The sequence below is a fragment of the Micromonospora desertarenae genome (assembly GCF_056150265.1).
The window spans coordinates 473,022-497,947 of record NZ_JAXCFQ010000005.1; the positions used below are offsets into that span (position 1 = coordinate 473,022).

Annotated in this window: 23 protein-coding genes; 11 read left to right on the plus strand and 12 right to left on the minus strand. The window is 73.0% G+C overall.

The annotated features are described in order from the left end of the window. The first annotated feature begins 27 nt into the window (after positions 1 to 27). The 4 genes from SM577_RS13800 to galT all read left to right on the plus strand — a co-directional run bounded on the left by SM577_RS13800 (position 28) and on the right by galT (position 4,294). Complete coding sequence (locus SM577_RS13800; RefSeq protein ID WP_302919418.1) at positions 28 to 588, plus strand: DM13 domain-containing protein; 561 nt, start codon at positions 28 to 30, stop codon at positions 586 to 588. A 163-nt stretch (positions 589 to 751) separates the two neighbouring features. After that, entirely contained in the window at positions 752 to 2,281 is a 1,530-nt protein-coding gene (gene cysC / locus SM577_RS13805) for an adenylyl-sulfate kinase (RefSeq protein ID WP_474579505.1), read from the plus strand. 118 nt (positions 2,282 to 2,399) lie between these two features. Next, a complete protein-coding gene (locus SM577_RS13810; protein ID WP_302919420.1) occupies positions 2,400 to 3,221 on the plus strand; it encodes a DeoR/GlpR family DNA-binding transcription regulator in 822 nt (273 codons plus the stop codon). Beyond that, the gene (gene galT, locus SM577_RS13815) at positions 3,218 to 4,294 is read left to right on the plus strand and encodes a galactose-1-phosphate uridylyltransferase (RefSeq protein WP_302919421.1); all 1,077 of its coding nucleotides are present in this window, start codon (positions 3,218 to 3,220) and stop codon (positions 4,292 to 4,294) included. The genes SM577_RS13810 and galT overlap by 4 nt, the downstream gene beginning before the upstream one ends. A gap of 592 nt (positions 4,295 to 4,886) precedes the next feature. On the opposite strand, the gene SM577_RS13820 is transcribed toward galT, so the two are convergent. Next, positions 4,887 to 6,104, minus strand: coding sequence for an NADP-dependent isocitrate dehydrogenase (locus SM577_RS13820; RefSeq protein ID WP_167179712.1), 1,218 nt, complete (start codon positions 6,102 to 6,104; stop codon positions 4,887 to 4,889). A gap of 161 nt (positions 6,105 to 6,265) precedes the next feature. On the opposite strand from SM577_RS13820, the gene SM577_RS13825 reads away from it, so the two are divergent. Next, a complete protein-coding gene (locus tag SM577_RS13825; protein ID WP_474587035.1) occupies positions 6,266 to 7,072 on the plus strand; it encodes an MBL fold metallo-hydrolase in 807 nt (268 codons plus the stop codon). Positions 7,073 to 7,244: 172 nt separating this feature from the next. On the opposite strand, the gene mdh is transcribed toward SM577_RS13825, so the two are convergent. The 4 genes from mdh to purN form a co-directional block, all read right to left on the minus strand. Next, entirely contained in the window at positions 7,245 to 8,195 is a 951-nt protein-coding gene (gene mdh, locus SM577_RS13830; protein ID WP_302919423.1) for a malate dehydrogenase, read from the minus strand. Between the two features lie 133 nt (positions 8,196 to 8,328). Beyond that, the gene (locus tag SM577_RS13835; RefSeq protein WP_302919424.1) at positions 8,329 to 9,189 is read right to left on the minus strand and encodes a bifunctional methylenetetrahydrofolate dehydrogenase/methenyltetrahydrofolate cyclohydrolase; all 861 of its coding nucleotides are present in this window, start codon (positions 9,187 to 9,189) and stop codon (positions 8,329 to 8,331) included. Positions 9,190 to 9,344: 155 nt separating this feature from the next. Continuing rightward, the gene (gene purH / locus SM577_RS13840) at positions 9,345 to 10,916 is read right to left on the minus strand and encodes a bifunctional phosphoribosylaminoimidazolecarboxamide formyltransferase/IMP cyclohydrolase (protein ID WP_302919425.1); all 1,572 of its coding nucleotides are present in this window, start codon (positions 10,914 to 10,916) and stop codon (positions 9,345 to 9,347) included. Continuing rightward, positions 10,913 to 11,533, minus strand: coding sequence for a phosphoribosylglycinamide formyltransferase (gene purN / locus SM577_RS13845; RefSeq protein WP_302919426.1), 621 nt, complete (start codon positions 11,531 to 11,533; stop codon positions 10,913 to 10,915). Before purN ends, purH begins: the two co-directional genes overlap by 4 nt. A gap of 180 nt (positions 11,534 to 11,713) precedes the next feature. Here purN and SM577_RS13850 point away from each other — a divergent pair, with 180 nt between their 5' ends. Further along, positions 11,714 to 12,013, plus strand: a complete 300-nt coding sequence (locus SM577_RS13850; protein WP_474587036.1) for a CD225/dispanin family protein — start codon at positions 11,714 to 11,716, stop codon at positions 12,011 to 12,013. Positions 12,014 to 12,040: 27 nt separating this feature from the next. Continuing rightward, the gene (locus SM577_RS13855) at positions 12,041 to 12,619 is read left to right on the plus strand and encodes a DUF4190 domain-containing protein (protein WP_474587037.1); all 579 of its coding nucleotides are present in this window, start codon (positions 12,041 to 12,043) and stop codon (positions 12,617 to 12,619) included. 107 nt (positions 12,620 to 12,726) lie between these two features. Here the strand turns inward: SM577_RS13855 and SM577_RS13860 are convergent, their stop codons facing one another. Then, positions 12,727 to 14,016 (minus strand): cell division protein PerM, encoded by a 1,290-nt coding sequence (locus SM577_RS13860; RefSeq protein ID WP_474587038.1) that lies wholly within the window; start codon positions 14,014 to 14,016, stop codon positions 12,727 to 12,729. Between the two features lie 156 nt (positions 14,017 to 14,172). Between SM577_RS13860 and SM577_RS13865 the strand changes: the two genes are divergently transcribed. Beyond that, positions 14,173 to 14,430: a DUF4190 domain-containing protein gene (locus SM577_RS13865; RefSeq protein WP_302919430.1), complete on the plus strand. Its 258-nt coding sequence runs from the start codon at positions 14,173 to 14,175 to the stop codon at positions 14,428 to 14,430. Positions 14,431 to 14,478: 48 nt separating this feature from the next. On the opposite strand, the gene sucD is transcribed toward SM577_RS13865, so the two are convergent. The 3 genes from sucD to SM577_RS13880 all read right to left on the minus strand — a co-directional run bounded on the left by sucD (position 14,479) and on the right by SM577_RS13880 (position 17,421). Beyond that, positions 14,479 to 15,366 carry a succinate--CoA ligase subunit alpha gene (gene sucD / locus SM577_RS13870; RefSeq protein WP_302919431.1) on the minus strand — a complete coding sequence of 296 codons (888 nt, stop codon included), beginning with the start codon at positions 15,364 to 15,366 and terminating at the stop codon, positions 14,479 to 14,481. Between the two features lie 2 nt (positions 15,367 to 15,368). Further along, positions 15,369 to 16,547 (minus strand): ADP-forming succinate--CoA ligase subunit beta, encoded by a 1,179-nt coding sequence (gene sucC / locus SM577_RS13875; RefSeq protein WP_302919432.1) that lies wholly within the window; start codon positions 16,545 to 16,547, stop codon positions 15,369 to 15,371. Between the two features lie 469 nt (positions 16,548 to 17,016). Further along, the gene (locus tag SM577_RS13880; RefSeq protein WP_302919433.1) at positions 17,017 to 17,421 is read right to left on the minus strand and encodes a cobalamin B12-binding domain-containing protein; all 405 of its coding nucleotides are present in this window, start codon (positions 17,419 to 17,421) and stop codon (positions 17,017 to 17,019) included. Between the two features lie 457 nt (positions 17,422 to 17,878). Between SM577_RS13880 and SM577_RS13885 the strand changes: the two genes are divergently transcribed. After that, entirely contained in the window at positions 17,879 to 18,586 is a 708-nt protein-coding gene (locus tag SM577_RS13885; protein WP_474587039.1) for a M23 family metallopeptidase, read from the plus strand. 272 nt (positions 18,587 to 18,858) lie between these two features. Then, positions 18,859 to 19,620 (plus strand): M23 family metallopeptidase, encoded by a 762-nt coding sequence (locus tag SM577_RS13890; RefSeq protein ID WP_474587040.1) that lies wholly within the window; start codon positions 18,859 to 18,861, stop codon positions 19,618 to 19,620. Between the two features lie 80 nt (positions 19,621 to 19,700). Here the strand turns inward: SM577_RS13890 and pcrA are convergent, their stop codons facing one another. Next, positions 19,701 to 22,106, minus strand: a complete 2,406-nt coding sequence (gene pcrA / locus SM577_RS13895; RefSeq protein ID WP_302919435.1) for a DNA helicase PcrA — start codon at positions 22,104 to 22,106, stop codon at positions 19,701 to 19,703. A 287-nt stretch (positions 22,107 to 22,393) separates the two neighbouring features. Here pcrA and SM577_RS13900 point away from each other — a divergent pair, with 287 nt between their 5' ends. Next, positions 22,394 to 22,804, plus strand: a complete 411-nt coding sequence (locus SM577_RS13900) for a chorismate mutase (RefSeq protein WP_302919436.1) — start codon at positions 22,394 to 22,396, stop codon at positions 22,802 to 22,804. Positions 22,805 to 22,882: 78 nt separating this feature from the next. On the opposite strand, the gene SM577_RS13905 is transcribed toward SM577_RS13900, so the two are convergent. Both SM577_RS13905 and SM577_RS13910 read right to left on the minus strand, forming a co-directional pair. Then, entirely contained in the window at positions 22,883 to 23,896 is a 1,014-nt protein-coding gene (locus SM577_RS13905) for an ABC transporter ATP-binding protein (protein WP_302919437.1), read from the minus strand. Continuing rightward, positions 23,889 to 24,911: an ABC transporter ATP-binding protein gene (locus SM577_RS13910; protein WP_302919687.1), complete on the minus strand. Its 1,023-nt coding sequence runs from the start codon at positions 24,909 to 24,911 to the stop codon at positions 23,889 to 23,891. The genes SM577_RS13905 and SM577_RS13910 overlap by 8 nt, the downstream gene beginning before the upstream one ends. Between the last annotated feature and the right edge of the window lie 15 nt (positions 24,912 to 24,926).

Sequence of the window (24,926 nt, forward strand, 5' to 3'; positions counted from 1 at the left end):
CGCCGGCCGGCGGCGAGACTGGATGCCATGCGCAGCCGCCTGTTCCGTACACCCCTGACCTGGCTGGTGGTCGCCGCCGTCGGCACCGGAGCCGCGCTCGGCCTCTGGTGGTTCCAGCCGTGGAAGCTGGTCACCGACGCCGAGGTCGACGAGGACCTGTCGGTGGTGGCCACCGCCGCGCCGAGCGGCCCGGCGACCGGCACCGCCGCCCCGCCCTCCCCGCCCGCCGGCCCGACGGTGATCCGCAGCGGCGCCTTCGTCACCCACGAGCACGACACCTCCGGCACCGCCCGGATCGTCCGGGGCGTGGACGGCCGGCACCGGCTGGAACTCGTCGGACTGGCCACGTCGAACGGGCCGGACCTGCGGGTCTGGCTCACCGACCAGCCGGTGCGCACCGGCACCGCGGGCTGGCGGGTCTTCGACGACGGCCGCTGGGTCGAGTTGGGCCGGCTCAAGGGCAACCGGGGCGACCAGGGCTACGAGATACCGGCCGGAGTCGACCTGACCGGGCTGACCAGCGTCTCCATCTGGTGCAAGCGGTTCGCCGTCTCGTTCGGCGCCGCGCCGCTGGCACCCGCCGCCTGACCCCGCGCACCGCACCCGGCCCCGGGTCGCCGCACCCCCGCCGACCCGGGTCGCCGCCTCCCACCGCCGGTCGCGCCGCCGACCGGACGGGAGTGGAGTGGCGCTCTCGACCGATTCACGGTCGACTGAGAAACTGTGTGCCGGTCAGCGGGTTGGGGGTCTGATGAGCAACGGATGGGTGCTGTCCGACGAGGTGCTGCGGGACGCGCCGGCGTACACACCGAGGCCCGGTGAGCTGGCCGATCTGGAACTGCTGCTGATCGGGGCGTACGCCCCGCTCACCGGTTTCATGACCCGCGCCGACCTGGTCTCGGTCAGCCGCCGCGGCCGGCTCGCCGACGACACCCCGTGGCAGGTCGCGGTGACCCTCCAGGTGCCCGCGGCACTGGCCCAGGGGCTCGACCCCCGGGACCCGGCGCGCCGGGTGCTGGTGCTCACCGACGGCGAGGGCGCCCCGGTGGCCGCGCTGGACGTGGCCGACGCCTGGCAGGTGCGCGACGGGGTGGCCGGGGTCGGCGGTACGGTGCGCCGGCTCGGCGACGGCGGCCACGGGCCGTTCCAGCGGCTGCGCCGCACCCCGGAGGAGATCCGGGCGCTGCTGCCTCCCGGCCGGGTGCTCGGGGTGGTGGCCGACCGGCCACTGCACCGGCCGCAGCTGGCCCAGATCGCGCACGCCGCCCGTACCCTGGCCGCGCACCTGCTGGTGATGATCCCGGTCGGTGAGGACGGCACCGGCGGGCTGCCGCCGGAGTCGCTGGTGCGCAGCATCTTCGCCGCCCGCGACCGGATGCCGCCGGCCACGCTGGTGGCGGTGCCGCTGTCCCGCCGCCGCGACGAGATCAGCGACGCGCTGCTGCGGGCCCGGGTCTCCGCCGCGTACGGGGTGACCCACCTGCTCTCCACCGGCGAGATGCTCTCCGGGGCCGGGCTGCGGGTGCTGGTGCCGCGCGAGCTGGCCTACGACAACCGGGACGGGCAGTGGCGCTGGCGGGAGGACATCCCGCCGCGCAACCGCCGCCTCGCGCTCACCCAGGCCGAGATCGACGATCTGCTGGACCGGGGCTTCCCGCTGCCGGAGTGGCACACCCCGCCGGCGGTCGCCAAGGAGCTGGCCCGGGCCCGGCCGCCCCGCCGGCACCGGGGCCTGGTGGTCTTCCTGACCGGCCTGTCCGGTTCCGGCAAGTCGACCATCGCCCGCGGGCTGGCCCACGCGCTGCGCGAGCAGGGCGACCGGACGGTCAGCCTGCTCGACGGCGACGTGGTGCGCCGGGAACTCTCCGCCGGGCTGGGCTTCAGCAAGACCGACCGGGACCTCAACGTCCGCCGGATCGGCTGGGTCGCCGCCGAGATCGCCCGGCATCGCGGCGTCGGCATCTGCTGCCCGATCGCCCCGTACGCGCAGGCGCGGGCGACCGCCCGGGAGATGGCGCTGGCGGCCGGGGCCGGCTTCCTGCTGGTGCACGTCGCCACCCCGCTGGAGGTGTGCGAGCAGCGCGACCGCAAGGGCCTGTACGCGCGGGCCCGGGCCGGCCTGCTCACCGGGATGACCGGCGTCGACGACCCGTACGAGGAGCCGACCGACGCCGACCTGGTCATCGACACCACCGACCTGACCGTCGAGGAGGCGGTGCAGGCGGTGCTGCACCACCTGACCGAGACGGGCTGGGTCGAGCCCCGCCTCCAGTCCACCTGATCACCGGCGTCGCCCCGGGGTTCCTTCCCGCTGTCGAGCCGTACGCGCTAGTGTTCATTCTTGTTGGAACACGTTCGACCGCGTGAGAGTGCGCGGCTGGCGCGGGAGGTGCGGCGGGATGCTCGCGCAGCAGCGGCAGGCGGCCATCCTCGACCGGGTGCGCAGCACCGGCGGGGTCCGGGTCACCGAGCTGGCCGCCGAGTTCGGCGTCTCGGACATGACCATCCGGCGCGACCTGGAGGCGCTGCACGATCGTGGCCTGCTGGCCAAGGTGCACGGCGGGGCGACCGCCGCCGGCCCCGGCTCCACCGACGAGCCCGGCTTCCGGGCCAAGTCGGTGCGGCAGCTGCCGGAGAAGGCCGCCATCGCCAGCCGGGCCGCCGAGCTGGTCCGGCCCGGTGCGGCGATCGCCCTCTCCGCCGGCACCACCACCGCCGAGCTGGCCCGCCGGCTGGTCGACGTGCCCGGCCTGACAGTGGTGACCAACTCGCTGCCGGTGGCCGAGATCCTGCACGCCGGCGGCCGGTCCGATCAGACGGTGGTGCTCACCGGCGGGGTGCGTACGCCGTCGGACGCGCTGGTCGGGCCGCTGGCCGTGGCCGCGATCCGGTCGCTGCACCTGGACCTGCTCTTCCTCGGGGTGCACGGGATCAGCGAGCGGGCCGGCTTCACCACCCCCAACCTGATGGAGGCCGAGACCGACCGGGCGCTGGTGGCGGCGGCGGACCGGCTGGTGGTGCTGGCCGACCACACCAAGTGGGGCACGGTCGGCATCTCCTCCATCGTCGAGCTCGCCGCCGCCCACGTGCTGGTCACCGACGACCGGTTGCCGGCCGACGCCCGCCGGGTACTCGGCGAGCGGGTGGGTGAGCTGGTGGTGGTGACCGGGACGGGCGGGGGACGGACGACCGCCCCGACGAGTGGAGAGGTGGCGCAGTGAAGCGCACGGCGATCCGGCTGGCCGACGGCCGCGAGCTGATCTACTTCGACGAGCGCGACGACGCGGTCCGCGACCAGCCGGACCGTCGGGAGCTGCCCCCGCTGCCGGCCGCCTCGCAGCTGCGCTACGACCCGCTCACCGACGAGTGGGTGGCGGTCGCCGTGCACCGGCAGACCCGCACGTTCCTGCCGCCGGCGAACGAGTGCCCGCTGGACCCGTCCGTCGGCGACCGGCTCACCGAGATCCCGGCGCCGGACTACGACGTGGTGGTCTTCGAGAACCGCTTTCCGTCGCTGAGCGGCCGGGTGGCCGACGAGCCGGGTGAGATCACCCCGTTCACCCCGGTCCGGCCGGGGCTGGGGCGCTGCGAGGTGGTCTGCTTCACGGCCGACCACGACGCCTCCTTCGCCAGCCTGCCGCCGAGCCGGGTGCGCACCGTGCTGGACGCGCTCGCCGACCGGACCACCGCGCTCGGCGAGCTGCCCGGGGTGGAGCAGGTGTTCTGCTTCGAGAACCGGGGCGTGGAGATCGGCGTCACCCTGCACCACCCGCACGGCCAGATCTACGCGTACCCCTTCGTGACGCCGCGCACCCGGTCGCTGCTGGCCGCCGCCCGCCGGCACGCCGAGCGCACCGGCGGCGGCAACCTCTACGCCGACGTCCTCGCCGCCGAGCGGGCCGCCGGCGAGCGGGTGGTGGCCACCAACGAGCACTGGACGGCGTACGTGCCGGCGGCCGCCCGCTGGCCGTTCGAGGTGCACGTCGCCCCGCACCGGCCGGTGCCGGACATCCCGGCGCTGGACGACGCGGAGCGGGACGCGTTCGGTCCGCTCTACCTGGACCTGCTGCGCCGCTTCGACGCGCTGTTCGACCTGCCGATGCCCTACATCGCGGCCTGGCACCAGGCCCCGGTCCGGGTCGACCGCGAGCTGGGCCACCTGCACCTGCAGCTGTTCAGCATCCGGCGGGCGAAGGACAAGCTGAAGTACCTGGCCGGATCGGAGTCGGGGATGGGTGTGTTCATCAACGACATCGCCCCGGAGCGGGCCGCCGAACTGCTCCGCGCCGCCTGACGCGCCTCGCCACCAGACGGGCCCTCGCCGCCCGACGGGCTCTCACCGCCCGACGGACCCTCGCCGCGGGCGCGAGGTCCGGACCCTTGCGTGACGGTGGCGCGGGGCCGGACCGGGGCACGACGCCGGGGCAGCACGGGCGCGGAGCCGGAAGCCCGGACAGGGCGTCGGAGGCGGGATGCCCGGACACGGCTCCCGAGTCTGGAACGCCCGTGACAGGGCGCGGGGGGCCCGGGACAGGGCCCCCCGCAGGGAAGGGACGGCTGGCTGTGCACGACAGCCGGGAAGGCTGGCTGATCGGCACTCTGCCGCGAGGCGACCCGCGTCAACCCTCCTGGACGCGACTGGCATCTCGTCCACCCAGGTCAACGAGGCGCGCCGGGGAAGGTGACGCTGCGTGCGTGTCGTCCCGCGACACGCCGTACGCGCGGCCGGGCCGACGGCGGGCGGCACGCCGGATCGCCGATGTGGCGGTGTCCACCCGCCCCGGACGCCCCCCGGATCGCCGACCCGGAGTCGATCAGCCGACCGGGAACGGCGGAAGCCCGCCGGCGGGTGCCGGCGGGCTTCCGGGGTGGTGCGGTTCGACCGATCAGGCGGCGAGGCGGCGCGCCAGGTTCTCGTCGAGCGCGTTCATGAACTCGTCGGTGGTCAGCCACGGGGCGTCCCGCGAGATGAGCAGCGCGAGGTCCTTGGTCATCTGGCCGCCCTCGACGGTGTCCACGATGACCTGCTCCAGGGTGTTGGCGAACTCGGTGACCGCCGGGGTGCCGTCGAGCTTGCCCCGGTGGGCCAGGCCACGGGTCCAGGCGTAGATCGACGCGATCGGGTTGGTCGAGGTCTTCTCGCCCTTCTGGTACTGCCGGTAGTGCCGGGTGACCGTGCCGTGCGCGGCCTCGGCCTCGACCGTACGGCCGTCCGGGGTCATCAGCACCGAGGTCATCAGGCCCAGCGAGCCGAAGCCCTGCGCGACGGTGTCGGACTGCACGTCACCGTCGTAGTTCTTGCAGGCCCAGACGAAGCCGCCCTCCCACTTCAGCGCGGCGGCGACCATGTCGTCGATCAGCCGGTGCTCGTAGCTGATGCCGGCGGCCTCGAACTCGGCCTTGAACTCGTTCTCGAACACCTCGGCGAAGATGTCCTTGAACCGGCCGTCGTACGCCTTGAGGATGGTGTTCTTGGTGGACAGGTAGACCGGGTAGCCGCGGTCCAGGCCGTAGCGCATGGAGGCGCGGGCGAAGTCGCGGATCGACTCGTCGAAGTTGTACATGCCCATGGCGACGCCGCCGCCGGGGAAGTTGGCGACCTCCATCTCCATCGGCGCGGAGCCGTCGGCCGGGGTGTAGGTGATGGTCACCGTGCCCGGGCCGGGGACGACGAAGTCGGTGGCCTTGTACTGGTCGCCGTGGGCGTGCCGGCCGATGATGATCGGCTTGGTCCAGCCGGGGACCAGCCGCGGCACGTTGGACATGATGATCGGCTCGCGGAACACCACGCCGCCGAGGATGTTGCGGATGGTGCCGTTCGGCGACCGCCACATCTTCTTGAGGCCGAACTCCTCCACCCGGGCCTCGTCCGGGGTGATCGTCGCGCACTTGACGCCCACGCCGTGCTCCTTGATGGCGTTGGCGGCGTCGACGGTGACCTGGTCGTCGGTCTCGTCGCGGTGCTGGATCGACAGGTCGTAGTAGTGCAGGTCGACGTCGAGGTAGGGCAGGATCAGCTGCTCCCGGATCTGCTTCCAGATGATCCGGGTCATCTCGTCGCCGTCGAGCTCCACGACCGGGTTGTTTACCTTGATCTTCGCCATCGGCCGGCGCTCCTCTCGGGGGACACGTGCTCAAGCAGTACGAGCGTACTGGAACCGGCTGGCGTTCCCCACCCGGCCTCCGTCAGCGCGCTGACCAGCCCGGATGCGGGCGCGGGAAAACGGGGATGCCCGACCAGCGGGATCGGTGGCACCATCGCCCGATGCCGCCGAACCGCACCCTCGGGTCTATCACGGTCACCGCGCTCACCGACGGCGAGGGGCCGTTCTTCCAGCCCCGCGAGGAGGCGTTCCCGCACGCCACGGCGGAGCACTGGCGCGCGGCCGACCAGCGGGACCCGGCCGCGGTCACCGCCGACGGGCGCTGGTGGCTGCGCTTCCGCAGCTTCGCCATCCGCACCGGGGACGGGCCGGTCACCCTGGTCGACGCGGGCATCGGCCCGGCCGACTCCCCCGCCGCGAGCTGGGCTCCGGTGCCCGGCCGGCTCCCGGCCGAGCTGGCCGCCGCCGGCATCGACCCGGCGGACGTCCGCACCGTGGTGCTCACCCACCTGCACACCGACCACATCGGCTGGGCGGTCACCGGCTCGCCGGGCACGCCGTACTTCCCGAACGCCGACTACCTCGTCCAGCGGGCCGAGCTGGACGCGTTGGGGTCGATCAACCCGGGGTTGCGGGCCGGGCTGGTCGCGCCGTTGCGCGCCGCCGGCCAGCTCCGGGTGGTCGACGGCGAGGCCACCGTCGGATCGGGCGTACGGCTGCTGCCGACGCCCGGGCACACCCCCGGCCACCAGTGCGTGCTGCTCGACGGCGGCGACGAGCGCCTGCTGCTCACCGGAGACCTGCTGGTCCACACCGTGCAACTGGTCGACCCGAACCTGGCGTACGCCCACGAGATGGACCCGGAGACCGCCCGCGCCTCCCGCACCACCCTGCTACGCACCCTCGGCGCCCAGACCCCCACCATCCTCGCCACTCCCCACCTCAACCCCCCGTTCCTCCCCCTCTAACCCCCACCGCCCCCTCCCCCGCTGGCCGGGTCGCCGCGTTGATCATGAAGGTGTTGCCGCGACACGCCGACGCGGGCGACAACAACTTCATGATCAACCGCATGGGTGGGGGCGGAGACGGCGGAAGGGGCACGCCGGGTGCGGCGTGCCCCTTCCGGAGGTGGTGCTCAGGTCACATGTTGGCGACGTCGGCCTGCTTGGCGCGGACGGCCTCGGCGGCCTCCTTCAGGCTGGCCAGCTCGTCGGCGTCCAGGTCGGTCTCGACGACCCGCTTCACGCCCTCGGCGCCGATCTCGGCCTCGACGCCCAGGTAGACGCCGGAGATGCCGTACTGGCCGTCGACCCAGGCGCAGACCGGCATGACCTCGCCGGAGTCCTCCGCGACGGCCTTGGCCATCCGGGCGGCCGCGGCCGACGGGGCGTAGTACGCCGAGCCGGTCTTGAGCAGCGCGACCACCTCGGCGCCACCGTTGCGGGTCTTCACGACCAGCTCCTCGATCTGCTCGGCCGGCATCGCGTCGCGCAGCGGCTTGCCGTTCACCGTGCTCTTCGACGGCACCGGCACCATGGTGTCGCCGTGCGAGCCGAGGGTCAGCGTCTTCACCGACTTCACCGGTACGTTCAGCGCCTCCGCCACGAAGTTGGTGAACCGCGCGGTGTCCAGCATGCCGGCCTGGCCGAGCACCCGGTTCTTCGGGAACTGCGTGGCGAGCTGGGCCAGCGCGGTCATCTCGTCCAGCGGGTTGGACACCACGATGACCACGGCGTTCGGGGCGTACTTGGCGACGTTCTCGGAGACCTGACGGACGATCTTGGCATTCGTCTCGAGCAGGTCCATCCGGCTCATGCCCGGCTTGCGCGGCAGACCGGCGGTGATCACCACGACGTCCGAGCCCTCGATCGCCTCGTAGCCCTCGCCGTTCGGGCCGGTGGTCACGCCGACGACCTTGGTCTCGAAGCCCTCGATCGCGCGCGACTGGTTGAGGTCCAGGGCGAGACCGGCGGGCTTGCCCTCCACGATGTCGGTGATCACGACGGTGTCGAAGACGTCGTACTCGGCCAGGCGCTGCGCGGTGGTCGAGCCGTAGAAACCGGCGCCGACGACAGTGACCTTCTTACCCATGGTCGTCCCACTCCCTGATACCAGTCGGTTTTCCGGACCGTATCAGTCATCCTGGCACCGATCCGGCCAGGGGCGGACGGTTATGACCTCGATGGGCGGAAGGCGGTTTCGCCGGGCCGGCGGGCGCGGCCGGTCAGCCCCGCTCGGCGCGCTCGACCACGTTGGTGAGCAGCATCGCCCGGGTCATCGGGCCGACGCCGCCGGGCATCGGCACCAGCGCCCCGGCCACCTCGGCGACCTCGGCGGCCACGTCCCCGGTGTAGCGGCCCTTGCCGTCCGGACCGATCACCCGGGTGATGCCGACGTCGACCACCACCGCGCCCGGGGTGACCATGTCCGCGGTGAGCAGCCCGGGCACCCCGGCCGCCACGATCACGATGTCGGCGGCCCGGGTGTGCGCGGCCAGGTCGAGGGTGCCGGTGTGGCAGAGCGTGACGGTGGCGTTCTCGCTGCGCCGGGTCAGCAGCAGGCCGAGCGGGCGGCCGACCGTGTTGCCCCGGCCGACCACGGCCACCTTCGCCCCGCGCAGCGCCACGTCGTGCCGGCGGAGCAGCTCGACGATGCCGCGCGGGGTGCACGGCAGCGGGGCGTCGTAGCCGAGCACCAGCCGGCCCAGGTTCACCGGGTGCAGACCGTCGGCGTCCTTCTCCGGGTCGACCAGCTCCAGCACCCGCTGGGTGTCGAGCTGGGCCGGCAGCGGCAGCTGGACGATGTAGCCGTGGCAGGCCGGATCGGCGTTCAGCTCGGCGAGCACCTCGTCGACCTGCTGCTGGGTCGCGTCGGCGGGCAGTTCCCGGCGGATGGAGGCGATCCCCACCTCGGCGCAGTCGCGGTGCTTGCCGTCGACGTACGCCTGCGAGCCCGGATCGGCGCCGACCAGCACCGTGCCCAGCCCCGGGGTGATGCCGCGTTCGGCCAGGGCCTTCACCCGCACGCGCAGCTCGTCCTTGATCTCGGCCGCGGTCGCCTTACCGTCCAGAAGCGTCGCCGTCACGCCCAGATCGTCTCACGGCGGACGGCTCCCGAACGGTGACCTCGATCAACGGACCACGACTTCCGCCCGGGGCCGCTGATCATGAAGTTGGTGGCACGACACGCCGGCGGGACGGTCGACAACTCCATGATCAAGGCGACCCCGGAGGGCGGGCGTCAGTGGAAGAAGTGGCGGGTGCCGGTCAGGTACATGGTGACGCCGGCCTGCTTGCAGGCGGCGATGACCTCCTCGTCGCGGATCGAGCCGCCCGGCTGCACGATCGCCCGTACGCCGGCCTCGATGAGGATCTTCGGGCCGTCGGCGAACGGGAAGAACGCGTCGGAGGCGGCGACCGAGCCCCGCGCCCGGTCCGCGCCGGCCCGGCTGACCGCGAGCTGCGCGGAGTCGACCCGGTTGACCTGGCCCATCCCGACGCCGACCGAGGCGCCCTCCCTGGCCAGCAGGATCGCGTTGCTCTTCACCGCGCGCACCGCCCGCCAGGCGAAGACCAGGTCCCGCAGGGTCGCCTCGTCGGCCGCCTCGCCGGTGGCGAGCCGCCAGTTCGCCGGGTCGTCGCCGGCGGCGTCGATCCGGTCCCGCAGCTGCACCAGCACGCCGCCGGTGACCTGCCGCCACTCCGCCGGCAGCGGGTCGTACTCCGGCGCGCGCAGCAGCCGCACGTTCTTCTTGGCCCGGAGCAGCTCCAGCGCGCCCTCGTCGTAGCCGGGGGCCACCACGACCTCGGTGAAGATCTCGGCGACCTGCCGGGCCATCGCCACGCTCACCGGACGGTTCACCGCGATCACCCCGCCGTACGCGGAGACCGGGTCGCAGGCGTGCGCCCGGCGGTGCGCCTCGGCCACGTCCGCGCCCACCGCGATCCCGCACGGGTTGGCGTGCTTGATGATCGCCACCGCCGGCTGGTCCGGGAAGTCGTTGGCGGCCCGCCAGGCGGCGTCCGCGTCGACGTAGTTGTTGTAGGACATCTCCTTGCCGTGCAGCTGCTCGGCCTGGGCCAGCCCGGGCGGGCTCGCCGGGTCGGCGTACACGGCGGCCTCCTGGTGCGGGTTCTCGCCGTAGCGCAGCACCGCCTCGCGGCGCAGGGCCAGCCCGGCGAAGCGCGGCCACCCGTCGGCGGGCGGGGCCAGCGTGGTGGCGAACCACTCGGCGACGGCCACGTCGTACTCGGCGATGTCGGCGAAGGCACGGGCGGCCAGGGCGCGGCGCTGGGCCAGCGTGAACCCGCCCTCGTCGAGGGCGGCCAGCAGCGCCGGGTACGCCGCCGGATCGGTGACCACGGCGACCGAGGCGTGGTTCTTGGCCGCCGCCCGGACCATCGCCGGGCCGCCGATGTCGATCTGCTCCACGCACTCGTCGGCGGAGGCGCCGGAGGCGACAGTGGCCTGGAACGGGTAGAGGTTGGACACCAGCAGGTCGATGCCCGCGATGCCGTGCTCGTCGAGCTGGGCGGTGTGCGACTCCTTGCGCAGGTCGGCCAGGAGTCCACCGTGGATCTTCGGGTGCAGGGTCTTGACCCGGCCGTCGAGGATCTCCGGGAAGCCGGTCACCGTCTCCACCGGGGTCACCGGCACCCCGGCGCCGGCGATGGTGGCCGCCGTGCTGCCGGTCGAGACGAGCTCCACCCCGGCCGCGTGCAGGGCTCGGGCCAGCTCGACCAGGCCGGTCTTGTCGTAGACGCTGACCAGCGCCCGCCTGATCGGGCGGCGCTCGTCCTGAGTGGAACTCACGGGACCGTGACCTTTCTTCCGGTGATCGTCCAACCTTCGCGGACCAGGCGGCCCACCTGCTCGACGAGCTGGCGCCGCTCGGCTTCCTTGATGCGCTCGGTGAGCGTCTCCACGTCGTCGTCGTCGAGCACCGGCACGGCGACCTGCGCGACGATCGGGCCGGTGTCCATCCCGGCGTCGACGAAGAAGAGGGTGGCCCCGGTGATCTTCACCCCGTAGGCGAGGGCGTCGCGCGGGCCGTGGATGCCGGGGAACGCCGGCAGCAGGGTGTTGTGCGTGTTGAGGTAGCGGTCGCCGAACGCGGCCAGGAAGTGCGGGCCGACCAGCTTGAGGAAACCGGCGGAGATGACCAGGTCGGGCCGGTGCTCGGCGACGTGCGCGGTGAGCGCGGCGTCCCAGTCCTCGCGGGAGGGGTACGCCTTCAGCTCGTCCACGAAGGTCGGTACGCCGGCCGCCGCCGCACGCCGCACGCCACCCGTGCCGGGCCGGTCGGCGCCGACGGCCACCACCCGCGCGCCGTACGCCGGATCGGCGCAGGCGTCCAGCAGCGCCTGGAGGTTGCTGCCGGAGCCGGAGACCAGGACGACGATGCGGGCTGCGGACGCGGGCTCGGTCACCCGGTCACCCTATCCGGCAGGTCAGCGCGCCCATCCGTTGGGCGGCGCGACATTCGCTGACAGCCAAGCCCGCCGGAACCAGGTACGCTGCCCGTCGCTCGGGCTGGGCGCACGTCCGGTCCGCACCCCGTCAGTGAACCCGGCACGCGAGTCGTGTCGGTGGAAGAGGAGTCCCGCACGATGCAGCCCGGATACCAGCCCCAGCAGCCGCCGCAGATCAACAACAACATGGCGATGTCGATCGTCGCGATCTTCCTGTTCTGGCCGCTGGCCATCCCGGCCATCATCAACGCCTCCAAGGTCAACCCGCTGCTCCAGCAGGGTGACTACGCCGGCGCGCAGGCCGCCGCCGCCGAGTCGAAGAAGTGGTCCAAGTGGGCCCTGATCGTCGGCATCGGCTGGTACGTGATCGTCCTGGTGTGCTGCCTGCTCGGCGGCCTCGCCGGGCTGATCAGCGCCGACACCAGCAGCACCAACTGACACACCTAGCCGAGGAGCTTCTTCGACATGCAACCCGGACAGCCCGGTCAGGACCCGTACGGCCAGCAGCCCACCTCGGGCCAGCCCTACGGCCAGCCGAACGACCCCTACGCCCAGCCGCCGGCCGCCCCGTACGGCCAGCAGCCGACCTCCGGCCAGCCCTACGGCCAGCCGAACGACCCCTACGGCCAGCCGCCCGCCGCCCCGTACGGCCAGCAGCCCACCTCCGGCCAGCCCTACGGCCAGCAGCAGCCGTACCAGGACCCGTACGCCCAGCAGCAGCAGCAGCCGTACGGCGCCGCGCCGACCTACCCGAGCGCCGGCTACCCGCAGTCGCAGGGGCAGCAGAACACCCTCGGCCTGGTGTCGCTGATCCTCGGCATCGCGTCGATCCCGCTGGTCTGCTGCTTCTACCTGGGCATCCCGGTCGGCATCGCCGCCGTGGTGACCGGTTACCTGGGCAAGCAGAAGGCGACCCAGGGGCTGGCGTCCAACGCCGGCCAGGCCAAGGCCGGCCTGATCTGCGGCGCCGTCGGCGCCGGACTGGGCATCCTGCTCATCATCCTGGGGGTCGTGGCCAACGTCGCCCTGCCGACCCAGTCCTGACCCCACCGCACGACGCAGGGGCGTCCCGGATCCGTCCGGGGCGCCCCTCGCCGTTTCCCGGGTCGCCCGGCACCCGTCGGGCGGCACCGCACGCCGCCGGCGTGGCCTCAGCGCGTGGCGGGGCGGGCGAGCACCTTGGTGGTGGCGGCGCCGAGCAGCGCGCCGACCCCGACCACCGCGGTCGCCACGGCGGCCACCTGCCAGCCGACCGGGCCGATCTCGGCCAGCCGGCCGCCGCCGAGCGGACCGGCGGAGGCGGCGGCCGCCGCGCCGAGCAGCAGGCCGGCCACCGGACCGGCGAGCGCCGCCGGCCCGAGCACCCCGCCCCAGCCGAGCGTCGCCCGCTCCTCGGCGGCCAGCCGGACCAGCCGGCGGGCGAGCAGGCAGCCCGCCGCCATCCCGGCGAGCACCGGCACCGCGAGCAGCCCGGCGCCCAGCCCGTCGACCGGGCCGCGCGGCAGGCCGGCCAGCAGCGGTACGGCCGGCAGCGCGGCGACCGAGACCTCGCTGGTGCGTACCGCCGTGTCGGTGCCCACCGCGAAGCCCGGGCCGAGCAGGTAGCTGGTCGACCAGACCGTGGCGTTCGGCGCGTAGGCGAGGCTGACCAGGGTGATCCCGGCCTGCCCGGCCACCCCGGTGCGGTAGGCGCCGATCATGTCGGCGGCGTCCCCGCCGCCGGTCGCCACGGCGAGCCCGGCCGCGCCGCCGCCCGCGGCGAGCAGCAGCAGCCCGGCGACCAGACCGGTGCGCAGCCCGTCGCGCAGCGGCGCCGGGGCGCGCGCGGCGAGCAGGCCGGCCACCCCGGTGGTGCGGGCGGCGCCGACCAGGGCGGCGAGCGCGCCGAACACCCCCAGCGTGATCCCCGCCCGTACCGGCGACACGTCGGGACCGCCGGTACCGACCGCCACCGCGGCGAGCACGCCGAGCAGGGCGTACGCGACACCGACCGCGCCGGCCGCGGCGACCGCCCGGGGTGCCGAGCGGCTGCCGCGGGCGCCGATCGCCCGGCTGGTGTGCACCCCGGCCCGGGTGAGCCGCCAGACCGCCAGCGCGGTCAGCGCCAGCGGGGCCAGCCCGACCGGGCCGGCGCTGGTCTCCAGCGGGACCCCGTGCCCGAGCAGCCAGCCGGCCAGCCCGGCACGCAGGGCGCCGAGCAGGGACGCGGCGTCCTCGCTGAGCTGGAACAGCCAGAGCACCACGACGACGGGCAGGCACGAGGTGATCGCCGCCCACCCGGCGGCCACCCCGGCGGCGACGGCGAGCGGCGCCCGGCTGCGGGGCGGCTCCCCGCCCCGGGGGGCGGGCACCCGCGGACCCGCAGCGGCCCGGCCGGACGGCCGGGCGTCGGGGTCGACGTCGACGGGACGGCTGGGCTGGTCAGGGGTGACGGAGGACATCACGTCTACTCTGGCATGCCGCGCGGGTGACGGCAGTCCGATACCGCCCCGTGCCGGCGGCGAGTTCGGTGATCCACCGCCTCCGGCCCCGGATCCGGTTTAGCCTCGGCCCAGGGCGCGACCGCAGTCGCGGCACCGACCGTCCGGAGGAAAGCCGTGAACGCTCCGTATCCACCGCCCCCGCCCGCCCGGGGCCGGGACCGCACCACCCTCTGGGGCATCCTGGGCATCCTCACCGGCCTGCTCTGCTGCGGCATCCTGGGCATCGTCTTCGGCTGGCTGTCCATCCGGGACGCGAAGCGGTCCGGCCAGTCGCCGGTGCTCGGCTACCTGGCCATCACCTTCGGCGTGATCAATATCATCGGCAGCGCGATCCTGCGGGCCACCGGCAACTACCCGGGCTGGAACGACTGAGGGGGCCGACCGGACCCGGTCGACCCCCTCGCTCCGTCTGCCGTCCGGTCAGCCGGCGGACATGATCTCCCGCATCAGGTTCGCGGTCTCGGTCGGCGTCTTGCCGACCTTGACGCCGACCGCCTCCAGGGCCTCCTTCTTCGCCTCGGCGGTGCCCGCCGAGCCGGAGATGATGGCGCCGGCGTGCCCCATGGTCTTGCCGGGCGGGGCGGTGAAGCCGGCGATGTAGCCGACCACCGGCTTGGTCACGTTCGCCTTGATGAACTCGGCGGCCCGCTCCTCGGCGTCGCCGCCGATCTCACCGATCATGACGATCGCGTCGGTGTCCGGGTCGGCCTCGAACGCGGCGAGGGCGTCGATGTGCGTGGTGCCGATGATCGGGTCGCCACCGATGCCGACGCAGGTGGAGAAGCCGATGTCGCGCAGCTCGTACATCATCTGGTAGGTCAGCGTGCCGCTCTTGCTGACCAGGCCGATCCGGCCGGAGCCGGTGATGTCGGCCGGGATGATGCCGGCGTTGGAGGCTCCCGGCGAGGCGATGCCGGGGCAGTTCGGGCCGATGATCCGGGTCTTGCCGCCCTTGGCCACGTTGTACGCCCAGAACGCGGCGGTGTCGTGCACCGGCACGCCCTCGGTGATCACCACGGCCAGGTCGATGCCGGCGTCGATCGCCTCGATCACCGCGGCCTTGGTGAACTGCGGCGGCACGAAGATGACCGTGACGTCCGCCCCGGTCTCCTTCATCGCGTCCGCCACGCCGGCGAAGACCGGCAGCTCGGTGCCGTCGAAGTCGACCGTCTGACCCGCCTTGCGTGGGTTGACGCCGCCGACGATGGTGGTGCCGGCGGCCAGCATCCGCCGGGTGTGCTTGGAACCCTCGGAGCCGGTCATCCCCTGCACGATGACCTTCGAGTCCTTGGTCAGCCAGATAGCCATTGTCAGACCCCCGCAGCGGCCAGCTCGGCGGCCCGCTCGGCCGCGCCATCCATGGTGTCGACCCGCTCGATCAGCGGGTTGTTCGCGCCGTCGAGGATCGCCCGGCCGGCCTCGGCGTTGTTGCCGTCGAGCCGGACGACGAGCGGCTTGGTGACCTGCTCGCCGCGCTGCTCCAGCAGCTCCAGCGCCTGCACGATGCCGTTGGCGACCGCGTCGCAGGCGGTGATGCCGCCGAAGACGTTGACGAAGACGCTCTTGACCGACGGGTCGGAGAGGACGATCTCCAGCCCGTTCGCCATCACCGCGGCGCTCGCGCCGCCGCCGATGTCGAGGAAGTTGGCCGGCTTGACGCCGCCGTGCCGCTCACCGGCGTACGCGACCACGTCGAGGGTCGACATGACCAGACCCGCGCCGTTGCCGATGATGCCGACCTCGCCGTCGAGCTTGACGTAGTTGAGGTCCTTCTCCTTGGCGGCCTGCTCCAGCGGGTCCACCGCGGCCTGGTCGACCAGCGCCTCGTGGTCCGGGTGCCGGAAGGCGGCGTTCTCGTCCAGGCTGATCTTGGCGTCGAGCAGCAGCAGCTTGCCGTCGCCGGTCTTGGCCAGCGGGTTCACCTCGACCAGGGTGGCGTCCTCGGCGACGAAGGCCTTCCACAGCCCCACGGCGACCTCGACGACCTGGTCGGCGACCTCGGCCGGGAAGCCGGCGGCGGTGACGATCTCGCGCGCCTTGGCCTCGTCCACGCCCTCGACCGCGTCGATCGGGGCCTTGACGACCTTCTCCGGGGTCTCCGCGGCGACCTGCTCGATGTCCATGCCGCCGGCGACGCTGGCGATGCAGAGGAAGGTGCGGTTCGCCCGGTCCAGCAGGTAGGAGAAGTAGTACTCCTCGGCCACGTCCGCGGTCACGGTGATCATGACCTTGTGGACGGTGTGGCCCTTGATGTCCATGCCGAGGATGTCGGTGGCCCGGGCCACCGTCTCATCCGCGCCCTCGGCCAGCTTGACGCCGCCGGCCTTGCCCCGGCCGCCGACCTTCACCTGCGCCTTGACGACCACCCGACCGCCGAGGCGTTCGGCGATCGCGCGGGCCTCCTCCGGGGTCGTGGCGACGCCGCCGGCGAGCACGGGCAAGCCGTGCCGCTCGAACAGGTCCCGCCCCTGGTACTCGTACAGGTCCACGTTTGCGCGTCCCGTCCCGTCTCCGCGGCGCGCCGTCGCGCCGCCACCAGCGTTATGGAAAACAGTTTGACGCCTGTCATCAGTTGAAGCAGGCCATTGGGCGCAGCCTAGCGAGGTGGGCACCGCCGGCAACCGAGCGGGTGCGCGGTGTGCGGTAATGCACAGCCGCCCGCCGGGCGGGCCCGGTTGGCCCGGCCGTCAATCGTCCGGGGGATGTTCACCCGGGTGCGTAACCCCCCGCCGGGGGCGTCGTTGAGTCAGGTGTCGGAGCGCTGCTCAAGCGCGAAGACGGGAGACGGCCGATGCCCTGTCGGTCGAGGGGTGGCGGCGGGGCATCGTGCATAGAGGGGCCGGACGTGTGAGGGGTGCGTCCGGCCCCTCCCCCGTCTCCGGCGCCCGCCGGGCCGTTCGCCCGGCACCCGGCTCCGTCAGCCGCCCGCCCGACGACCACGGTCGATGCGGCGGCGGGTCAGCCGACCGGCTGCGCCACGTTCGCCCGCACCCACTCGACGATGGACTGCGTGGTCGCGCCCGGCGTGAAGATCTTGGCGACGCCGAGCTGCTCCAGCTCGGGGATGTCGGCGTCCGGGATGATGCCGCCGCCGAACACCACGATGTCCCGGGCGTCCCGCTCGGCGAGCAGCTCCAGCACCCGGCGGAAGAGCGTCATGTGCGCCCCGGAGAGCACGGAGAGGCCGACCGCGTCGGCGTCCTCCTGGATCGCGGTCTCCACGATCTGCTCCGGGGTCTGGTGCAGACCGGTGTAGATGACCTCCATACCGGCGTCCCGGAGGGCACGCGCGACGACCTTGGCGCCGCGGTCGTGGCCGTCCAGGCCCGGCTTGGCGACGACGACCCGAACACGAGAGCTCATCTGCGCATCCCTTTCACCGGCTTCGCGGCTTCACCTGAACGAACGGTAACCCGCCGGGCCGGCGCCGGGAAATCCGGGCCGCGAAGCCGCCGGCGCCCGCCGGCGCCGGGTGGGCCGGGCGGCCGTGCCGGCCCACGGAAGCGGGATCCCGCGCCCCATGCCCGGAACGCGACCGGCCGTCAAGCCGGACGACTCCGCCGTTCGGTCACGCTCCGCGACGAACGGGCAGTAACGGGGGCGCCGATCGACGGGTACGAGGCATGACAATCGCGGACGCATTTGGACAGAACGCAGCACCAATTCGGCGCTCCGGCTTGTGACTCGTCTGGTGGTTGGCTACCGTGTCCACGGTTGTCATCAGGTCCACGGACGGGTGGCGACGCGGTCAGCAGACGTTCACCACCGCTTCACGAACGCCGGCACGACCGCTTCGAGACCCCGACAACGGAGGGTGTGCGTGCGCCAGCGCCTGTCGTCTGAGCCCGATCGATATCGCGGCCGCCGCCGCGTACCCACCCCCCCGCGGAGCCGCTACGCGGCCGTCGTCACCACCGCGTTCGTCGGAGCCGGTGTGGTGGCTCTCGGCGCGGGAGCCATGCCGGACGCGAAGAGCGTCAACCCGTCGGTCCTCGACGAGCTCAAGGCGGCCTCCACGCTGAGCCAGGACGCGGCCGCCCGCGCCGACTCCGCCGAGCGCGCCTCCCGCGACAGCGGGCGCGAGGAGGCCGCGGAACCCCAGGTCTGGCTGCTGCCCCTGCAGGGCTACGACTTCAAGTCCCCCTACGGCATGCGCTGGGGCAAGCTGCACACCGGCGTCGACCTGGTCGCCCCCGAGGGCACCCCGTACGTCGCCATCCACGACGGCACCGTCACGAAGGCCGGCTGGTGGGGCGGCTACGGCTACACCGTGATCGTCCAGCACGCCGACGGCAGCGAGGCCATCTACGGCCACTCCTCCGCGCTGAGCGTCCAGGAGGGTCAGCAGGTCAAGGCCGGCGACCAGCTCGGCCTGGTCGGCAACACCGGCCACTCCTACGGCTCGCACCTGCACCTGGAGATCCATGTCAAGGGCGAGCCGCAGGATCCGGTGCCCTACCTCCAGGACCGCGGAGTGGACATCCAGCTACAGGTCGAGGCGATCTACAACGAGGTAGCCGCTTCCTGACGCTGCGTATCGACCGATGACCGCCCGGATCTGCCGATCCGGGCGGTTTTTCGTTGCCGGTCGAGCCGGAAAGTCTCCCGGGTCACAGTTGCGAATGTGACGCAGGGCACGGAGTTGCATGATCACTTATTGGGACAAGCTCGGCTGTAAGCGGACATAGCCGTCAGTGCCCGTCCGCGCCGGAGGCCGCCGCCACCGTCCCGGTACCCCGCGCGGATCCGGCCGACACCAGTATTTCGAGGTCAAGTGCCCCTCGACTGTGAAGGTCAACCGTGCAGGAAGACAGCTCCATCCAGAACGAGAAGACCCCGAACGCCCCAGCCCGGCACCGGCGGCGGATGGGCGGGCGCACCCGGCAGGTGGCCATCGGGGCGGGTGTCCTGGTCGCCCTCGGCCTCGGCGGCGTCGCCGTGGCGACCACCGGCGCCGACGACAGCACCCCGGCCGCCGTCTCCCTGGACGCGCAGGCCCGCGCCGAGGCCGCCGCCCGCGCCGACCGGTCCGCCCGCGAGTCCACCGCACCGGCCACCCCGACCGCCTCCCCCACGCCCAGCCCGTCGACGGCCAGCCCGTCCGCGAAGCCCAGCCCGAAGGCGACCACCGGCAAGCCGAAGCCGAAGGCCAAGCCGAAGCCGACCTGGGTCATCCCGATGAAGGGCGCCGAGATCACCTCCTGCTACGGCCAGCGGTGGGGCACCCTGCACGCCGGCATCGACTTCGCCATGCCCGCCGGCACCCCCATCCGCGCCGCCTTCGGCGGCACCGTGGTCAAGGCCGGCGACGCCGGCGACGGGTACGGCATCTCGGTCTTCATCGACCACGGCAACGGCTACCTGACCCACTACGCGCACCAGAGCCGCACGGCGGTCGGCGTGGGTGACAGGGTCGGCGCCGGCGAGGTCATCGGCTACGAGGGCTCCACCGGCGACTCCACCGGCCCGCACCTGCACTTCGAGGTGCACAAGGGGCAGATGTGGAACCAGATCGACCCCGCGCCGTTCCTGCGCGCCCGGGGCATCGACGTGGCCTGCTGACCCACGGCATCCAGTCCCGTCGCTGCGCTCCCCCGAGGCGTTGCCCGGCCCGGCACCCGCCCGGGCCGGGCGACGCCGGCTCAGAGCTTGTCGAGCGGCGCGTGCCGCAGCACCAGCCACATCGTCTGGTCGCCGAAGTCGATCTGCGCCCGGGCGCTCGGGCCGTGCCCCTCCACCGCGAGCACCCGGCCCAGCCCGTAGCGCTGGTGGTTGACCCGGTCACCCGCGGCCACCTTCGGCCCCTGTGGCAGCTCGCTCGCGGTGGCGAGCCGGCTGCCGTCGACCCCGAGCCGCTTGGCCAGTTGCGCCGCCTTGGGCGTACCGCCGGTGAAGCCGCCGCGTCCGCCGGGCGTGCGGTCCGCGCGGCCGCCGACGCCGCCGCCCCCGCCGCCCCACGAGGTGTACGACCCCTCGGTGCGCTCCCAGCGCACCAGCTCCGGCGGCAGCTCCTCGACGAACCGGGAGGGCGGGTTGTAGGCCGGCGCACCCCAGGCCGAGCGGGTCACCGCCCGGGAGAGGTAGAGCCGCTGCCGGGCCCGGGTGATGCCGACGTACGCCAGCCGGCGCTCCTCCTCCAGCTCGCGGGTGTCGCCCAGCGAGCGCAGGTGCGGGAAGACGCCGTCCTCCAGCCCGGTCAGGAACACCACCGGGAACTCCAGCCCCTTGGCGGTGTGCAGGGTCATCAGGGTGACCACGCCCTGGTGGTCGGGGTCGTCGGTGGGCACCTGGTCGGCGTCGGCGACCAGCGCCACCTGCTCCAGGAACCCGGCCACGGTGGCCCGTTCCCCCTCGGCGCCGAGCGCCTCGACCCGCTCGGTGTACTCCCGGGCGACGCTGACCAGTTCCTGGAGGTTGTCGACCCGGCCGGCATCCTGCGGATCGAGGCTCTCCTCCAGCTCGGTGAGGTAGCCCGAGCGGGTCAGCAGCGCCTCCAGCACCTCCTCGGGGGTGCCGGTCTCGGCCAGCTCGCGCGCGCCGTCGAGCAGGGCGACGAACTCGGCGATGCCGTTGGCCGCCCGGGTGGAGATGCCGGGCGCGTCCTTGGCCCGGCGCAGCGCGGCGCCGAAGGAGATCCGGTCACGGCTGGAGAGCGCCTCCACGCACGCCTCGGCGCGGTCGCCGATGCCCCGGCGCGGGGTGTTCAGGATCCGGCGCAGGCTCACCGTGTCGTCGTCGTTGACCACGGCCCGCAGGTAGGCCAGCGCGTCGCGGACCTCCTTGCGCTCGTAGAAGCGCACCCCGCCGACCACCTTGTAGGGCAGGCCGACCCGGATGAACACCTCTTCGAAGACCCGGGACTGGGCGTTGGTGCGGTAGAAGACCGCGACGTCGCCGGGGCGGGTGTCGCCCGCGTCGACCAGCCGGTCGATCTCCCGGGCCACCCAGTCCGCCTCGGCGTGCTCGGTGTCGGCGACGTAGCCGACGATCTGCTCGCCGGCCCCGGCGTCGCTCCACAGCCGCTTCGGCTTGCGCGAGGTGTTCCGGTCGATCACCGCGTTGGCCGCGTTGAGGATGGTCTGGGTGGAGCGGTAGTTCTGCTCCAGCAGGATCGTCCGGGCGTCGGTGAAGTCCCGCTCGAACTCCAGGATGTTGCGGATCGTCGCGCCGCGGAACGCGTAGATCGACTGGTCGGCGTCGCCGACCACGCAGAGCTCGGCCGGCTCCAGCCCCTCGGTGCCGGAGACCAGCTCCTTGATCAGCACGTACTGGGCGTGGTTGGTGTCCTGGTACTCGTCGACCAGCACGTGCCGGAACCGCCGGCGGTAGGTCTCCGCCACGTGCGGGTGCGACTGGAGCAGGTGCACCGTCGTCATGATCAGGTCGTCGAAGTCCAGCGCGTGCGCCTCGCGCAGCCGCCGCTGGTAGAGCGTGTATGCCTCGGCCAGCGCCCGCTCGTTGGGGCCCTTGGCGCGGCCGGCGAACTCCTCCGGGTCGACCAGCTCGTTCTTCAGGTTGGAGACCTGGGCCGCCAGCCCGCGCGCCGGGTAGCGCTTCGGGTCGAGATCCAGCTCGCGGGCGACCAGTTGCATCAACCGGCGCGAGTCGTCGGCGTCGTAGATGGAGAAGGTCGACTTCAGCCCGGCGTGCTCGTGCTCGGCGCGCAGGATGCGGACGCACGCGGAGTGGAAGGTCGACACCCACATCAGCCGGGCGCGCGGCCCGACCAGGGCGGCCACCCGTTCCTTCATCTCGCCGGCGGCCTTGTTGGTGAAGGTGATCGCGATGATCTCGCCCGGGTGCACGTCGCGCGCGGCGAGCAGGTAGGCGATCCGGTGGGTGAGCACCCGGGTCTTCCCCGAGCCGGCGCCGGCCACGATCAGCAGCGGCGAGCCGGCGTGGGTGACCGCGTCGCGCTGCGGCCCGTTCAGGCCGGTGAGCAGGGCCTGCGGGTCCAGGCGGGCAGCGGTGGCCCCGGGGCGCCGCGCGGGCGTCGGCGTGGGCGTCGGCGCGGGCGGGGACGCGGGGATGTCGAAGAGAGGATGCATCGCACGGCGAGTCTATGCCGCCGGCCGGACACTTCCCGCCGTGGACGCCCGGCGGGCCGCCACCGGCGACCGGGGTCGCCGGTTTCCTTGCGCCGGACGCGCGCCGGGCGGCATACTCGACGGCGTGTTCGGTCAGCGCTTCTACTTTTACTACGGCTCCGGGAGTCCGGCAGCCGTAGGTCGCGCCTGATCAACCAGACCTACGAAAAGCCCCGGGCTCCTGGAGCCCGGGGCTTTTTCCGTCCCGGGATCCCGGCACCAGGGCACCACAGCGCAAGGGGTACCCGATGATGACAGACGTGGTGGAGCAGAGCGGCGGACCGGCCCGGCCCGGCGCGGGCGGCGCCGGCACGGACGCCGACAGCCCGGCCGACGGCGCGGCCGCCAACGGCACGGCGGCCCAACCCGGCCCGGCCGGTGCGGCCGTGCCGGGCACCGGCACCCTGGAACCGTCCGCCGCCGCCCGGATCGTGGAGATCCGCGAGCGGATCGACGAGATCGACCGGGCGCTCATCGAGCTGTGGCAGGAGCGCGCCCGGCTCTCCCAGGAGGTCGGGGCGACCCGGATGGCCTCCGGCGGCACCCGCCTGGTGCTCGCCCGCGAGCGGGAGATCCTGGAGCGTTTCCGGGTCGCCCTCGGCGCGGACGGCACGCAGCTGGCGCTGCTGCTGCTCCGCGCCGGCCGCGGGCCGCTCTGAGTCGTCCGCCAGCGGGCCCCGCAGACGCGGAACCGCCTGCCGGCGTCGTGGCGACGCGGGCAGGCGGTTCCGGCGGTGTCACGCCTCGTGGGTGGCGACGATCTCCCGCTTCTCGGCGAAGTGGCAGGCGCTCGGGTGGTCCGAGCCCCGCCGGATCTCCAGCAGCGGCACCTGCTCGGCGCAGACGTCCTGTGCCTTCCAGCACCGGGTGCGGAACCGGCAGCCCGAGGGCGGGCTCACCGGCGACGGCACGTCACCGGTGAGGCGGATGATCGCCTTGTTGTCCCGCACGGTCGGGTCCGGCACCGGCACCGCCGACAGCAGCGCCTGGGTGTACGGGTGCGTCGGCCGCTCGTAGATCTCGTCCTCGGTGCCGACCTCGACGATCTTGCCGAGGTACATCACCGCGACCCGGTCGGAGAGGTGCCGCACCACCGACAGGTCGTGCGCGATGAACACGTAGGACAGGTTGAACTCGCTCTGCAGCTGCTCGAGCAGGTTCATCACCTGGGCTTGGATCGACACGTCCAGCGCCGACACCGGCTCGTCGCAGACGATGATCTCGGGCCGCAGGGCCAGCGCCCGGGCGATGCCGATGCGCTGCCGCTGACCGCCGGAGAACTGGTGCGGGTACCGGTTGATGTGCTCCGGGTTGAGGCCCACCAGGTCGAGCAGTTCCTTGACCTTGTTCCGGCGGCTGCCCTTTGGCGCCACCTCCGGGTGGATCTCGAACGGCTCGCCGATCAGGTCACCGACCGTCATCCGCGGGTTCAGCGAGGTGTACGGGTCCTGCATCACCAGCTGGATCTGCCGGCGCAGCCGCCGCAGCGCGCCGCCGGAGAGCTTGGAGATGTCCTGTCCCTTGTAGTGCACGCTGCCGGCGGTCGGCCGCTCCAGGTTCATCAGCACCCGGGCCAGCGTCGACTTGCCGCAACCGGACTCGCCCACCACGCCGAGGGTCTCGCCGGCCCGCAGGTCGAAGGAGACCCCGTCGACGGCCTTGACGTGACCGATGGTCTTCTTGAACACCACGCCGCGGGTGACGGGGTAGTGCTTGACCAGGTCACGGACCTCGAGGATGTTCTCAGTCACGGTTCACCAGCTCCTCGGCGAAGTGGCAGGCGCTGGCCCGGCCGGCACCCACCTGCAGCAGCGGCGGGATCTTCTCCCGGCAGACCGGCTGCGCCATGGGGCAACGCGGGTTGAACGGGCAGCCCGGCGGGATGTTCATCAGGTTCGGCGGGAGGCCCTTGATCGTCCGGAGCTGCTGCCCCTTCTCGTCCAGCCGGGGGATCGAGTTGAGCAGGCCGAGGGTGTACGGGTGCGCCGGCTTGGCGTACAGGTCGTACACGTTGGCTTCCTCGACGATCCGGCCGGCGTACATGACAGCGATCCGGTCCGCGACGTCGGCGACCACGCCGAGGTCGTGGGTGATCAGGATCAGGCCCATCTGCCGCTCCCGCTGGAGCTCGGCCAGCAGGTCCATGATCTGGGCCTGCACCGTCACGTCCAGCGCCGTGGTCGGCTCGTCCGCGATCAGCACCTCCGGGTCGAGCGCCAGCGACATCGCGATCATGGCGCGCTGCCGCATACCGCCGGAGAACTGGTGCGGGTAGTTGTTGAACCGGCCCTTGGCGTTCGGGATCTTGACCTGGTCGAGCATCTCGATCGCGCGCTTCTTGGCCTCGGCGCGGCCCAGGCCGCGCCGGACCCGGAACTGCTCGGCGATCTGGAAGCCGACGGTGAAAACCGGGTTGAGCGCGGAGAGCGCGTCCTGGAAGATCATGGCGATCCCCTCGCCGCGGATGCGGCGACGCTCCTCGGCGGACATGGTCAGCATGTCCTTGCCGTGGAAACGGACCTGACCACCGGTGACGAAGCCGGGGGGCGTGTCCAGGATGCCCATGATCGTCTGGGCGGTGACGCTCTTACCGGAGCCGGACTCGCCGAGCACGGCGAGGGTCTCCCCCGCGTCGACGTGGTACGTGACCCCGTTGATGACCTTGGCGACGCCGTCCCGGGTACGGAACTCCACGCGCAGGTCGTCGACCTCCAGCAGCCGGCCGGCGGGCCGCCCGGAGGCGCCTGCCGCGGACTGCTCGGACACGAGAATGTCGGACAA